At 52.7% G+C, this 14,368-nt stretch carries 14 protein-coding genes; 10 read left to right on the top strand and 4 right to left on the bottom strand.

Annotation, left to right across the window (positions count from 1 at the left end):
• Positions 1-566: 566 nt before the first annotated feature.
• Both aas and lplT read left to right on the top strand, forming a co-directional pair.
• Complete coding sequence (gene aas, locus AC07NP_RS18320) at positions 567-2,726, top strand: bifunctional acyl-ACP--phospholipid O-acyltransferase/long-chain-fatty-acid--ACP ligase (protein WP_494661325.1); 2,160 nt, start codon at positions 567-569, stop codon at positions 2,724-2,726.
• Positions 2,719-3,912, top strand: coding sequence for a lysophospholipid transporter LplT (gene lplT, locus AC07NP_RS18315; RefSeq protein WP_494661324.1), 1,194 nt, complete (start codon positions 2,719-2,721; stop codon positions 3,910-3,912). The genes aas and lplT overlap by 8 nt, the downstream gene beginning before the upstream one ends.
• Positions 3,913-4,003: 91 nt before the next feature.
• Here lplT and AC07NP_RS18310 read toward each other — a convergent pair whose 3' ends face one another.
• The 4 genes from AC07NP_RS18310 to mutH form a co-directional block, all read right to left on the bottom strand.
• Positions 4,004-5,044, bottom strand: coding sequence for an NADP(H)-dependent aldo-keto reductase (locus tag AC07NP_RS18310; RefSeq protein ID WP_494661323.1), 1,041 nt, complete (start codon positions 5,042-5,044; stop codon positions 4,004-4,006).
• 119 nt (positions 5,045-5,163) lie between these two features.
• The gene (gene ygdR / locus AC07NP_RS18305; protein WP_042288923.1) at positions 5,164-5,382 is read right to left on the bottom strand and encodes a lipoprotein YgdR; all 219 of its coding nucleotides are present in this window, start codon (positions 5,380-5,382) and stop codon (positions 5,164-5,166) included.
• Positions 5,383-5,526: 144 nt separating this feature from the next.
• Positions 5,527-6,240, bottom strand: a complete 714-nt coding sequence (locus AC07NP_RS18300) for a TerC family protein (RefSeq protein WP_494661322.1) — start codon at positions 6,238-6,240, stop codon at positions 5,527-5,529.
• A 75-nt stretch (positions 6,241-6,315) separates the two neighbouring features.
• Positions 6,316-7,011 carry a DNA mismatch repair endonuclease MutH gene (gene mutH, locus AC07NP_RS18295; protein ID WP_494661321.1) on the bottom strand — a complete coding sequence of 232 codons (696 nt, stop codon included), beginning with the start codon at positions 7,009-7,011 and terminating at the stop codon, positions 6,316-6,318.
• A 684-nt stretch (positions 7,012-7,695) separates the two neighbouring features.
• Here mutH and rppH point away from each other — a divergent pair.
• The 8 genes from rppH (at position 7,696) to AC07NP_RS18255 (ending at position 14,368) form a co-directional block, all read left to right on the top strand.
• Positions 7,696-8,226, top strand: coding sequence for an RNA pyrophosphohydrolase (gene rppH, locus AC07NP_RS18290; RefSeq protein WP_162381426.1), 531 nt, complete (start codon positions 7,696-7,698; stop codon positions 8,224-8,226).
• Positions 8,227-8,238: 12 nt separating this feature from the next.
• A complete protein-coding gene (gene ptsP / locus AC07NP_RS18285) occupies positions 8,239-10,485 on the top strand; it encodes a phosphoenolpyruvate--protein phosphotransferase (RefSeq protein ID WP_494661320.1) in 2,247 nt (748 codons plus the stop codon).
• Between the two features lie 286 nt (positions 10,486-10,771).
• On the top strand, positions 10,772-11,647 hold the full coding sequence (gene lgt / locus AC07NP_RS18280; RefSeq protein ID WP_494661319.1) for a prolipoprotein diacylglyceryl transferase: 876 nt from the start codon (positions 10,772-10,774) through the stop codon (positions 11,645-11,647).
• Positions 11,648-11,653: 6 nt separating this feature from the next.
• On the top strand, positions 11,654-12,448 hold the full coding sequence (thyA, locus tag AC07NP_RS18275) for a thymidylate synthase (protein WP_192613329.1): 795 nt from the start codon (positions 11,654-11,656) through the stop codon (positions 12,446-12,448).
• Positions 12,449-12,631: 183 nt separating this feature from the next.
• Positions 12,632-13,102 carry a prepilin peptidase-dependent protein gene (locus AC07NP_RS18270; RefSeq protein WP_494661318.1) on the top strand — a complete coding sequence of 157 codons (471 nt, stop codon included), beginning with the start codon at positions 12,632-12,634 and terminating at the stop codon, positions 13,100-13,102.
• Positions 13,093-13,656 carry a prepilin peptidase-dependent protein gene (locus tag AC07NP_RS18265; RefSeq protein WP_494661317.1) on the top strand — a complete coding sequence of 188 codons (564 nt, stop codon included), beginning with the start codon at positions 13,093-13,095 and terminating at the stop codon, positions 13,654-13,656. The genes AC07NP_RS18270 and AC07NP_RS18265 overlap by 10 nt, the downstream gene beginning before the upstream one ends.
• Entirely contained in the window at positions 13,653-14,060 is a 408-nt protein-coding gene (locus tag AC07NP_RS18260; protein WP_494661316.1) for a DUF2509 family protein, read from the top strand. The genes AC07NP_RS18265 and AC07NP_RS18260 overlap by 4 nt, the downstream gene beginning before the upstream one ends.
• Positions 14,045-14,368: a prepilin-type N-terminal cleavage/methylation domain-containing protein gene (locus AC07NP_RS18255; protein WP_203360142.1), complete on the top strand. Its 324-nt coding sequence runs from the start codon at positions 14,045-14,047 to the stop codon at positions 14,366-14,368. The genes AC07NP_RS18260 and AC07NP_RS18255 overlap by 16 nt, the downstream gene beginning before the upstream one ends.

Raw genomic sequence — 14,368 nt, 5'->3', positions numbered from 1 at the left:
CCTGCCAGTGTTACGGAAAAAGAGGGGCTATTCAAGCAGATTGCCCATCCTGACATCGCAAATGTGAGCGCACACCAATGAAGTAAGACAGAAAATAGAGAATACAAACCTTTAGTTACACTTTGCTAAAGGCTGTTTCGATTGTTCGCTGGTGAGGAATTAGCGCGAATTGATAGAGTCGAGATCCCAGAGGTATTGATAGGTGAAATCAGCTTTCGGGTTGATCACACGAATTACACCAACCTGCGCAGATGCGCAGGTTTTTTTTTGCCCCTACGCAATCTGTAAACAGTAACACATAATTTACACAACTCGTTGCATTTGCGTTCATTCCTTTGCGTTTTCGCACTGGCGCACATTCAGCGTGGAGACCACAATCAAGATCCCAGAGGTATTGATTGGTGAGATTATTCGGTACGCACTTCGTACCCTGTCTCTTGCACCAACCTGCGCAGATGCGCAGGTTTTTTTTTGCCTCTGTTTATGCTCACTGTCGCCCCCACTGCCCATCTCGTGTAATCTGCCTCCACTCATTTTTACCGAATTGATGGACAAAGGGAGTGGTAATGCTATTTGGATTTTTTCGTAACCTGTTCCGCGTGCTGTACCGCGTACGCGTCACGGGGGATGCCGGAGCGTTGCAGGGACAGCGTGTTTTAATCACCCCAAACCACGTTTCTTTTATTGATGGCATATTGCTGGCGCTATTTTTGCCGGTTCGCCCTGTCTTTGCGGTCTACTCCTCTATTAGCCAGCAGTGGTACATGCGTTGGCTCACGCCGCTGATTGATTTTGTTCCGCTCGATCCCACCAAACCGATGGCCATTAAACATCTGGTACGTCTGGTTGAGCAGGGACGCCCGGTCGTTATCTTCCCGGAAGGGCGTATTTCGACGAGCGGTTCGTTGATGAAAATCTACGATGGTGCCGGATTTGTGGCGGCGAAATCGGGGGCGACGGTGGTGCCGATCCGGATCGAAGGCGCCGAGTTAACGCGTTTTAGCCGCCTAAAAGGTCTGGTGAAGCAGCGCTTTTTCCCGCAAATTCGCCTGCACATCCTGCCGCCGACGCAATTACCGATGCCTGAAGCGCCGCGTGCGCGCGATCGCCGAAAACTGGCGGGGGAGATGCTGCATCAAATCATGATGGAAGCGCGCATGGCCGTGCGACCGCGTGAAACCCTGTATGAGTCGCTCCTTGCGGCTCAGTATCGCTACGGCGCAGGCAAAAACTGCATTGAAGATATCAACTTCACGCCGGATACCTATCGTAAACTGCTCACTAAGACGCTGTTTGTTGGCCGTATTCTGGAAAAATATAGCGTCGAAGGTGAGAAGATTGGCCTGATGCTGCCAAATGCGGGCATCAGCGCGGCGGTGATTTTCGGCGCGGTTGCGCGTCGCCGTATTCCGGCGATGATGAACTACACGGCAGGCGTCAAAGGGCTGACCAGCGCGATTACCGCCGCTGAAATCAAAACCATTTTTACCTCTCGCCAATTCCTTGATAAAGGCAAACTCTGGCATCTTCCTGAGCAGCTGACGCAGGTTCGCTGGGTGTATCTGGAAGATCTCAAAGCGGATGTCACCACTGCCGATAAAGTGTGGATTTTTGCCCATTTGCTGATGCCACGTCTCGCACAGGTGAAACAGCAGCCAGAAGATGCCGCGATGATCCTCTTTACCTCCGGTTCTGAGGGGCATCCGAAAGGGGTGGTTCACAGCCATAAGAGTTTGCTGGCAAACGTGGAGCAGATCAAAACCATTGCGGACTTCACCGCCAATGACCGTTTTATGTCCGCATTGCCGCTGTTCCACTCATTTGGACTGACGGTCGGATTGTTCACGCCGTTACTGACCGGCGCAGAAGTGTTCCTCTATCCCAGCCCGCTGCACTATCGCATCGTGCCGGAGCTGGTCTACGACCGTAACTGTACCGTCCTGTTTGGCACATCAACGTTCCTCGGCAATTACGCGCGTTTTGCCAATCCGTACGACTTCTACCGTCTGCGCTATGTGGTGGCGGGCGCGGAAAAACTGCAGGACAGCACCAAACAACTTTGGCAGGACAAATTTGGCCTGCGTATTCTGGAAGGGTACGGCGTCACCGAATGTGCGCCCGTGGTCTCGATTAACGTCCCGATGGCGGCAAAACCGGGCACGGTTGGCCGGATCCTGCCTGGAATGGATGCGCGTTTGCTTGCGGTTCCCGGTATTGAAGAGGGCGGTCGTCTGCAGCTTAAAGGCCCCAATATCATGAGCGGATATTTACGGGTCGAGAAACCGGGCGTGCTGGAAGTCCCAACCGCCGAAAATGCGCAGGGTGAGACGGAACGCGGCTGGTATGACACCGGCGATATCGTGCGCATTGATGAAAATGGTTTTGTGAAAATTCAGGGGCGCGCCAAACGCTTTGCTAAAATTGCAGGCGAGATGGTCTCGCTTGAAATGGTGGAACAGCTGGCGCAGGGCGTGTCGGCTGAAAAAATGCACGCTACGGCCATCAAGAGCGACGCCAGCAAAGGGGAAGCACTGGTTCTTTTCACGACCGATGGCGAGCTTACGCGTGAAAAACTGCTGCAGTATGCCCGTGCTCACGGCATTCCTGAACTGGCTGTCCCGCGGGATATTCGTTACCTGAAACAACTTCCGCTTCTTGGCAGCGGCAAGCCCGATTTTGTGACGCTGAAAAGCTGGGTGGATGAACCGGAAAAACATAATGAGTGAGTCAGTGCACACTAACACTTCGATTTGGTCGAAAGGGATGATGTCCGTTATTGTCGCGCAGTTTCTCTCTGCGTTTGGCGATAACGCGCTGCTCTTTGCCACGCTGGCGCTGTTGAAAGCGCAGTTTTATCCGGACTGGAGTCAGCCGATCCTGCAAATGGTGTTTGTGGGCGCTTACATTCTGTTTGCTCCTTTTGTCGGGCAGGTCGCGGACAGTTTTGCCAAAGGGCGGGTCATGATGTTCGCCAATGGCCTCAAACTGCTGGGCGCCGCCAGTATCTGCTTCGGGTTTAACCCGTTTGTCGGCTATACGCTGGTCGGGATTGGTGCCGCCGCTTACTCTCCGGCGAAATACGGCATCCTCGGTGAGCTGACGACGGGCGACAAGTTAGTGAAAGCCAACGGCCTGATGGAAGCATCGACCATTGCGGCTATCTTATTGGGTTCTGTTGCAGGTGGTGTGCTGGCTGACTGGCACGTGATTGCTGCGCTGGTTGCCTGCGTCCTGGCGTATGGCGGCGCGGTGGCGGCGAATGTCTTTATTCCTAAACTGGCTGCCGCGCGTCCGGGGCAATCCTGGCACCTGGGCAAGATGGCGCGTAGCTTTTTCCGCGCCTGTATCTCACTGTGGCGCAATGGCGAAACGCGATTCTCTCTGGTAGGCACCAGTCTCTTTTGGGGGGCTGGCGTTACGCTGCGTTTCCTGTTGGTGCTGTGGGTGCCTGTGGCCCTGGGGATCACCGATAACGCGACCCCGACCTATCTTAATGCGATGGTGGCGATCGGGATTGTGGTTGGTGCAGGCGCGGCGGCAAAACTGGTCACGCTGGAAACCGTGGCACGCTGTATGCCCGCAGGGATTCTGATTGGCGTAGTGGTACTGATTTTCTCCCTCCAGCACGCGCTGCTCCCGGCCTATGCTTTACTGATGCTGATTGGCGTACTGGGCGGTTTTTTTGTGGTTCCGCTCAATGCGTTATTACAGGAACGCGGTAAAAAAAGCGTTGGAGCAGGGAATGCTATCGCCGTGCAGAATCTGGGCGAAAACAGTGCGATGTTGCTGATGCTGGGTATCTACTCGTTAGCGGTTCTGGTGGGTATTCCGGCGGTCGCGATTGGTATCGGATTTGGGGCGCTATTTGCGTTGGCGATAACGGCGCTGTGGATCTGGCAGCGCCGCCAGTAATTTATGTGCCGGGTGGCGGCTTTGCCGTACCCGGTCAACACATCATGCGTGTTATAGGCCCGAACCGCGTAGCGCCATCAGGCTCTTTCCATCACGGTGCCGGGTAGGTATAAACCTGATGCACCGCTTCAATCTCTACCAGCACCTCTTCCGTTAATTCCAGATGCAGGCTTTCCACGTTAGTTTTTAACTGTTCCAGCGTAGTTGCTCCGAGCAGAGTGCTGGCAACAAATGGCTGACGACGGACAAAGGCCAGCGCCATCTGCGCCGGATCGAGGTTATGGCGTTTTGCGATATCGACATACGCCGCGACGGCTTTTTGCGTCTGCTCGCCGCTGTAGCGCGTAAAGCGGCTAAACAGCGTATTACGTGCGCCAGCCGGTTTTGCGCCATTCAGGTATTTTCCACTCAGCGTCCCAAACCCCAGACAGGAATAAGCCAGCAATTCCACCCCTTCGTACTGACTGACTTCCGCCAGGCCGACTTCAAAGCTGCGGTTGATCAGGCTGTAAGGATTCTGGATGGTGACAATGCGCGGCAGATCGTGTTTATCCGCCAGATGCAGATAACGCATCACGCCGAAGGCCGTTTCGTTGGAAACGCCGATATAGCGAATTTTGCCCGCCCGCTGGAATTCGGTCAGCGCTTCCAGGGTGTCCAGCAGTGAGATAACCGGCGCGGAATCCGTCCAGCTATAACCCAGTTTTCCGAAGCAGTTGGTCGGGCGCTGCGGCCAGTGAACCTGGTATAAATCGATATAATCGGTCTGTAGACGCTTGAGGCTGTCGTGCAACGCCTCGCGGATATTTTTACGATCCAGAGCCTGATTGGGGCGAATACTGTTGTCATTGTTACGTGCTGGACCGCTGACTTTGGTGGCGACGATCAGTTTCTCGCGGCTGCCGTGTCTGGCGAGCCAGTTACCCACGTAGGTTTCTGTTAATCCTTGAGTTTCCGGACGAGGCGGCACCGGATACATCTCGGCAACGTCAATTAAATTGATGCCGTTAGCCACGGCATAATCGAGCTGTGCATGTGCGTCGGCTTCGCTATTTTGTTCACCAAACGTCATTGTGCCCAGCCCCAGTGTACTTATTTCAAGCGAGCTGTGGGGTATACGGTGATATTGCATAGCCGTTTCCTTTTTATTATTACGACATAAGGACTATAAAAATGGCAGAGGGAAGGGAAAAGGGGAAGCGAAAAATCTAAAGGCCAGCAGGAGGCTGACCTCAATCTCGGGGAGGTATGTTAGCGCTCGATAATTTGGGAGACATCATCACGGTTAATCTGCATGGCGTTGCCCTGCTGATCGTGATAGCTCACCAGACCGGTATCGTCATCGATTTCTGGTTTGCCGTCGGTCAGGATCATGCGGCCATCTTTCGTTGCCATGACATAATCACTGCTACATCCAGATACAGCAAAAGCCAGTCCTACAGCGGAAATTACTACTGCCCATTTTTTCATCCATTTATCCTCGCGTGGCTTGGGTCTGATAATAGTCTAGTAATAACGCGAAGTTATGCCTGGCGAAAGCAGGAAAATCTGAAACTGTGAGGATCGGAGAGGGAAGTGAGTCTTCGCTCCTCGAAAGAGGAGCGAAGAGGTCAATCAGAGTGGATTCTTTTTATTGCGCAGCAGGTTCAGAGTCTCTACGGCAATAGAGAAGAACATGGCGAAATAAATGTACCCTTTCGGCACATGTATCTCGAAGCTTTCCAGAATCAGGGTGAAACCCACCAGAATCAGGAAAGCGAGCGCCAGCATTTTCACCGAAGGGTGACGGTCGACAAAATCACCGATTGAGCGCGCGGCAAACATCATCACGCCAACAGAAATGACGACCGCCGTCATCATAATGAACAGATGATCGGAAAGGCCCACCGCGGTGATCACCGAATCCAGGCTGAAGATAATGTCCAGCATCATGATCTGCACAATGGCGCCCAGGAAGGAACTTACGCGGGTTTTAAGTCCCTCTTCTTCACCCTCAATCGATTCATGGATCTCTTTGCTGGCTTTCCAGATAAGGAACAAGCCCCCCAGAAACAGAATGAGATCGCGTGCGGAAATGGATTGACCCATCACCTCAAACAGCGGATTGGTCAGACTGATTACCCAGGAAATTGATGCCAGTAAACCTAAACGCATCAACATAGCGCCCGCCAGCCCAAGACGACGGGCGTAACTGCGTTGTGCTGTCGGGAGTTTTGCGACAACCAGAGAAAGGAAAATGATGTTGTCGATCCCGAGAACGATCTCCAGAATCGTCAGTGTTCCGAGCGCAAGCCAGGCGTTAGGATCGTATATCCATGCAAATAACATCGAACAAAGCCCTGCAAAAAAAATGAAGCGGTGATTATATGCGTCTATCGCGGCAGGGGAAAGGTCATGGCGTGCCTAATCGTTCTGTATTAAAAAATGGCGTTCCAGAAGTGGGCGAGTGAAGCTTTTTTTCAGGTAAAAACCACGCGGTAACGTCAGGATTAGCTGGCCCTGCACGCCAATGGCCTCTGTTAGCGCTTTCGCGTTGGCGGCCTTTGGTCGCAGTTGTAAAAATTCGCCATGGCGGGCGGTGATCCGCTCAACCTGGCCCAGTACGATCATGTCCATTAACTCTTCCCAGTCGAGACGTAACTGCTGCTCTTCTTCTTCATTTGGACTCCAGAGAAGCGGCGAACCGACGCGACGCTCTGCCAGCGGAATGGAGCGCTCGCCCTCAACGGGTATCCACAGTACCCGCTTTAACTTGTGGCGGACGTGGCTTGTCTCCCATGTCACCCCGCTGTTTCCGGTTAGTGGCGCAACACAAACGAAGGTAGTCTCAAGAGGTCGCCCCAGACTGTCCACCGGGATGGTTTTCAGCTCCACGCCTAATTCCGCGAAATCTTGCTCTGGCTTACTGCCTGCGCTGGCACCAAGCCAAATCTCCAGCAGTACGCCGATCCAGCCTTTGTCCCGTTTCAGATCCTTTGGCGTCACGATCCCTGCCAGCGCTGCCAGTTCACCCAATGTGTAGCCTGAAAGCCGCTGTGCCTGAGCCAGCAACAGAGCCTCGGATTCAGGTGGTGAATGTAATGGATGGAGTCCGGACATCGGGTTATCCCTTAGGTGAAAAAATGAACAATGATTTTATACCGTGTGAACAGAGTTTATCTTTTTCCACACGCTATGTTCAATCTCATGATTTATATTGATTTTTAGTTTGCTGATCGACGAGTTGCGCAACGGCGAAATGAGTTTTCCAATTCTGGTCACTGAAAATAAACAGGATCTTACACCATGTTATCCACAGAAAGATGGGATAACTGTGCAAAACCCTCACTACTGTTTCAATTTACAGCCTTGACGTGAGACGAAAATCGAATTTTCACACAAATTGTGCCTAACTTATTGGCACAATCTGTGGATAAAACCGACGCTGGTCGATCTTTCATCAGTCCGATGATCCTGGATGTGACGCCCATCACGATTCTATGCTCTGAGTAGCGAATATGACAGTTAACTCAATGAATATACGCGGCTATTTTTTCACGGTTTTCAGAGTCCCATTCAGACTGTTCCGGGTTTTCCCGTGGTAATTCCATACTTCTTCACAACTATATCCACAGAAAAGGTGAATAAAATCGCCTGCAAGTCCCTCCCTCTGTTTATAACTCGGTCCTTAACTGTGAGTTATTCAATTGTTATTAGAAATGTGTGCGGTTAAGAGAGTGGTTTACCGTCTCTCTGTAGTGTGAAACAATCGTTTATATATAAGGTTTATGTTGAGGTAGTCCGGTGATTGATGACGATGGCTACCGCCCAAATGTAGGGATCGTAATTTGTAATCGTCAGGGGCAGGTTATGTGGGCCCGGCGGTTTGGTCAGCACTCCTGGCAATTCCCGCAAGGTGGAATCAATCCAGGAGAATCAGCAGAACAGGCGATGTACCGGGAACTGTTTGAAGAAGTAGGGTTAAGCCGCAAAGATGTGCGGATCCTTGCATCTACTCGCAACTGGTTGCGTTACAAGTTACCGAAACGTTTGGTGCGTTGGGATACAAAGCCGGTGTGTATCGGCCAGAAACAGAAATGGTTTCTACTGCAACTGATGAGCGGTGACGCGGAAATCAATATGCAAACCAGCAGCACTCCTGAGTTCGATGGTTGGCGCTGGGTGAGTTACTGGTACCCGGTCCGACAGGTGGTATCATTTAAACGCGATGTCTACCGCAGGGTGATGAAAGAGTTCGCAAGTGTTGTGATGGCGCTTCAGGAAAGTACCCCTAAGCCGCAAAGTGCACCTGCTTATCGACGTAAAAGAGGTTAAGCCACGCAAATTATGCTCACCCGCCTGCGAGAAATAGTCGAAAAGGTGGCCAGTGCCCCGCGTCTCAATGAGGCGCTGAATATTCTGGTCACTGACATCTGTCTTGCGATGGACACAGAGGTCTGTTCGGTATATCTCGCCGACCATGACCGACGTTGTTATTACCTGATGGCGACCCGGGGGCTAAAAAAACCACGTGGTCGCACAGTTGCGCTCGCGTTTGATGAAGGTATCGTCGGCCTGGTAGGCAGGCTGGCGGAACCGATCAACCTTGCTGATGCGCAAAAACACCCCAGCTTTAAATATATTCCTTCCGTTAAAGAAGAGCGCTTCCGTGCGTTTTTAGGTGTGCCGATCATTCAGCGTCGGCAGCTTTTAGGCGTGCTGGTCGTACAGCAGCGTGAGCTGCGCCAGTACGATGAAAGCGAAGAGTCTTTCCTGGTGACGCTTGCCACACAAATGGCAGCCATTCTTTCCCAGTCCCAGCTCACCGCGCTGTTTGGTCAATACCGACAGACGCGAATTCGCGCGCTGCCCGCAGCACCTGGGGTGGCGATTGCTGAAGGCTGGCAGGATGCCACGTTGCCGCTGATGGAGCAGGTCTATGAAGCCTCGACGCTGGATGCGGCGCTTGAGCGAGAACGACTGACCGGGGCGCTCGAAGAAGCAGCAAATGAATTCCGCCGTTACAGCAAGCGTTTCGCTGCCGGTGCGCAGAAAGAGACGGCGGCAATTTTTGATCTTTACTCGCATCTGCTTTCGGATGCCCGACTGCGTCGGGAATTGTTTGCCGAGGTCGACAATGGATCGGTCGCCGAATGGGCCGTCAAAAAGATCATCGAGAAGTTTGCCGAACAGTTTGCCGCATTAACCGATGTGTACCTCCAGGAACGCGCTGGCGATTTACGTGCGCTGGGTCAGCGACTGCTGTTCCATCTCGATGATTCCATTCAGGGACCCAACGCCTGGCCCGAACGCTTTGTACTGGTAGCCGACGAGCTTTCCGCGACAACGCTGGCGGAACTGCCCCAGGACAGGCTGGTTGGCGTCGTGGTGCGTGACGGCGCGGCCAACTCGCATGCGGCGATAATGGTGCGTGCGCTCGGCATTCCGACCGTCATGGGCGCGGATATTCAACCGTCAGTTTTGCACCGGCGTACGCTGGTGGTTGATGGTTATCGCGGTGAATTGTTGGTGGATCCTGAACCGATATTGATTCAGGAATATCAGCGCCTTATCAGTGAAGAGATTGAGCTGAGCCGTCTGGCGGAAGATGACGTCAATCAGCCCGCGCAACTGAAAAGCGGCGAGCGGGTGAAGATCATGCTCAACGCCGGTCTGAGTCCGGAACATGAAGAAAAACTGGGTGCCCGGATCGACGGTATTGGGCTTTATCGCACCGAAATCCCCTTCATGTTACAAAGCGGATTTCCCTCGGAAGAAGAGCAGGTTGCACAGTATCAGGGCATGCTGCAGATGTTCAACGACAAACCGGTGACGCTGCGTACGCTAGATGTCGGAGCGGATAAGCAATTGCCCTACATGCCGATCAGCGAAGAAAATCCGTGCCTGGGCTGGCGTGGGATCCGCATAACGCTCGATCAGCCAGAGATCTTTTTGATCCAGGTTCGCGCTATGTTGCGTGCCAATGCGGCGACCGGAAATTTGAGCATTTTGCTGCCGATGGTAACCAGCATTGATGAAGTGGATGAAGCGCGCCGCCTAATTGAACGTGCCGGACGCGAAGTGGAAGAGATGATCGGTTACGCGATCCCGAAACCGCGCATTGGCATCATGCTGGAAGTACCCTCAATGGTGTTCATGCTGCCGCACCTGGCGAATCGGGTCGATTTTATCTCGGTGGGGACCAACGATTTAACCCAGTATATTCTGGCGGTCGATCGTAACAACACCCGGGTGGCCAATATTTATGACAGTCTGCATCCTGGGATGTTACGCGCATTGGCGATGATCGGCCAGGAAGCGGAAAAAAACGGTATCGATCTGCGTCTGTGCGGCGAAATGGCGGGCGATCCTATGTGTGTCGTCATCCTGATTGGTTTGGGCTTCCGGCATTTGTCGATGAACGGTCGTTCGGTCGCTCGTGTGAAATATCTGTTGCGGCATATCGATTTTGACGAAGCGCAAACCCTTGCGCAACGTAGCCTGGAAGCGCAACTGGCGACTGAAGTGCGTCATCAGGTTGCGGCATTTATGGAACGCCGCGGGATGGGAGGCTTAATTCGCGGGGGACTGTGACAGGTACTCTGCCCTTGATTGCCGGATGGCGGCAAAATCGCTTTTTCCGGCCTACACATTGCGGCATTCTTGCGGGATTGCGCTAAGTCTGTGGGCTGATAAGCGTAGCGCCATCAGGTATTCCTGAGTATGTCATTGATAGCCTATACAGATCTTTTACATCTTCCCGGCATCTCCGATGCACCCCTTGTGCTATTATTCGCACCTTTGGAGCGCCTGTAACCTTCAGGCGCGCTTATCAATCGCTGTCTGATTTCAGCGACATAACAAGAAATTGTGGTGATAGATGACCAGTAGCTATCTGCATTTTCCGGAGTTCGATCCGGTCATTTTCTCAATTGGACCCGTCGCCCTTCATTGGTACGGCATGATGTATTTGGTGGGGTTTATCTTCGCGATGTGGCTGGCAACTCGCCGCGCCAATCGCCCAGGTAGTGGCTGGACCAAAAACGAAGTTGAAAACTTACTCTATGCAGGCTTCCTTGGGGTCTTCCTCGGCGGGCGTATTGGTTATGTGCTGTTCTATAACTTCTCGCTGTTTCTGGAGAATCCGCTCTATCTGTTCCGCGTCTGGGATGGCGGTATGTCCTTCCACGGCGGCCTTATCGGCGTGATTCTGGTGATGATTATCTTCGCCAAACGCACGAAGCGCAGCTTCTTCCAGGTTTCTGATTTTATTGCACCGCTGATTCCGTTTGGTCTGGGCGCGGGGCGTCTGGGTAACTTTATCAACGGTGAGCTGTGGGGACGTGTCGACCCTAACTTCCCGTATGCCATGTTATTCCCGGGCTCCCGTACAGAAGATATTTTGCTGCTGCAAACCAACCCGCAGTGGCAGTCCATTTTCGATACTTACGGTGCGCTGCCGCGCCATGCTTCCCAGCTTTATGAGATGGCGCTGGAAGGGATTGTGCTGTTTATCATCCTTAACCTGTTCATTCGTAAACCGCGCCCGATGGGTTCAGTTTCTGGCTTATTCCTGATTGGCTATGGTGCGTTTCGTATCATCGTTGAATTTTTCCGCCAACCGGATCAACAGTTTACCGGCGCCTGGGTACAGTACATCAGCATGGGGCAGATCCTCTCTATCCCAATGATTGTCGCGGGTATCATCATGATGGTTTGGGCGTACCGTCGCAGCCCACAGCAACACGTTTCCTGAGGAACCATGAAACAGTATTTAGAACTGATGCAAAAAGTGCTGGATGAAGGCACACAGAAAAACGACCGTACAGGTACCGGAACGCTGTCCATTTTTGGTCATCAGATGCGTTTCAATCTGCAGGAAGGATTTCCGCTGGTTACGACAAAACGCTGCCATTTGCGCTCCATCATCCATGAACTGCTGTGGTTCTTACAGGGCGACACCAACGTTGCATACCTGCATGAAAACAACGTCTCAATCTGGGACGAGTGGGCTGATGAAAACGGTAATTTAGGTCCGGTTTACGGCAAGCAATGGCGCGCATGGCCAACGCCAGATGGTCGCCATATCGACCAAATCACTACCGTGATTAACCAACTGAAAAACGACCCGGATTCCCGCCGTATTATTGTTTCTGCATGGAACGTGGGCGAACTGGATAAAATGGCGCTGGCGCCGTGCCATGCCTTCTTCCAGTTTTACGTTGCGGATGGCAAGCTCTCTTGTCAGCTTTATCAACGCTCCTGCGATGTTTTCCTCGGACTTCCGTTCAACATCGCCAGCTATGCGTTGCTGGTGCATATGATGGCGCAGCAGTGCGACCTTGAGGTCGGTGACTTTGTCTGGACGGGCGGGGATACCCATTTGTACAGCAATCATATGGAACAGACGCATCTGCAACTGAGCCGTGAACCGCGTGCATTGCCGAAGCTGGTGATTAAGCGTAAGCCGGACTCTCTCTTCGATTATCGTTTCGACGACTTTGAAATTGAAGGCTACGATCCGCATCCGGGCATTAAAGCGCCGGTTGCCATCTGACCGCGGTAACTCTGTCATAACCGACGCCAACGTGCGTCGGTTTTTTTTGCGTTAATTTCTTTGGTTCGACGCGGATTCCCGAAATATTGCAACGCACTGCAACAGCATAAACACTCCCCGTAGCGTCTCGCACAGTCTGAATTCTCCCCTCGTGTTTATTTCTCATCGTTCCATACTGCCGCCATGAAAAAACAGTTGGGTTACACGCTTATTGAAATGATGGTGACGATGATCCTGATTGCCGTCCTCAGCGCTACGGGGCTGTATGGCTGGCAACGTTGGCAGCAACAGCAACGCCTGTGGCAAACCGCCTTTCAGGTGCGCGACTACCTGCTGCAACTGCGTGAGGACGCCAATTGGCATAACCGGGATCATGTCATCAGCATCAACAGGGAGGGGACGTCATGGTGTTTCATCAGTTCGGTTGTCCCACAAAGCACCTGTGCATCAAAGAACGCATTCGTCTTTGCGCCGTTATGGGCCGATGTCGAGGTGGTGGACATAACGCCGTCGCTGGCATTTTTCGGCTTACGCAATACCGCGTGGGCTGGGCATATCTATCTGAGAAATGCCGCAGGCGAGTGGCGAGTGATCGTCTCCGGGATGGGGCGGATCCGACTTTGCGAGCGCGATGAAGGGGATGTATGCCGATAAACGAGCGGGGTTTTTCTCTCCTGGAAGTGATGATAGCCATGGCGATAAGCAGCATTTTACTGATGGGTGCTGCCAGGTTTTTACCTGCGTTGCAGCGTGAGATTTTGTACAACACGCGCAAGCTTTCGCTGGAGGATGAGGTCTGGCAACGCGTTTATACTGTGGCAAAACATCTACAGCGAGCGGGATACTGCCATGGAAAATGTGCAGGTGTTGGGCTGGTGATTACCGCGCAAGGGGACTGCGTCATTGCGCAGTGGGATGCAAACAATAACGGCGTCTGGGATGCGTTACCGGTTAAAGACGCGGAACAAACAGGATTCCGCCTAAAAGACAAGGCGTTGGAAACATTGCGCGGGGCGACGTCATGCGAAGGTAAAGGGTGGGATAAAATGACTGACCCTGAGACTCTCCTGGTAACGACATTTCAGGTTGAACGTCAGAAAATAGCGGGTTTTTCGCCCATCCTCACCGTCCATCTTCAGGGAGCGACTAAATCGGAACCCCGGATAGTCATTGAGGCTGATTACAGTGTCACGGGGTTCAATCAGTGAATCGTGAACAGGGCGTATCGTCGCTGGCAATGGTGCTGTTGCTGCTGATTCTGGGGAGTTTGATGCTCCAGGGGATGAATCAACAGCAGGTGAGTTTCACGAACCGTGTTGCGATGGAAAGTCAGTCATTACAACGCCAGGCCGTTGTGCAGTCAGCAGTGGAGTGGGGGCAAGTACAGCCCTGGCTGCTGCGACCCGCAGTACAGTGTCGGGCGTATTTGTCGACGCAAGCGCGCGTTTGTCTGCGTGTGCTTTCTGATGATGAACTCTTGCTGATTGCACAATACGAGGGCGTTTCCCTTTGGCGTCTTGGAAACATAGTGGAGGGACGCCTGGTCTTTTCCCCGCAGGGCTGGAGTGATTTTTGTCCACTAAACAAGGTATTGCTATGTCAGATGCCCTGAATCCGCAACGTGGTTTTAGCTTACCGGAGGTGATGCTGGCGCTGCTTTTAATGGTGATGGTCGTTACCGCGCTGTCAGGTTATCAGCGCGAGTTAATGAACGGCTTTGCCGTCAAAAATCAGTATCAGCAGCTTTGGCGAAACGCCTGGCAGCAAACGGCGCTGCGTTCATTTTCACCGCCTGAGCACTGGCAGGTTAGCCGAATGCAGACAACCTCGGCGGGATGTGTCAGCATCAGGAGTAAACTTATTTCTCCCCTGGGCAGACAAGGCCAAATGACGCGCTTACATTGCCCAACAAGTCAGTAG

It is taken from the genome of Citrobacter sp. GW821-FHT07H02 (assembly GCF_059418505.1).
Note: the sequence above shows the minus strand (reverse complement) of the source record. Positions and strands in the feature narration are given on the sequence as shown.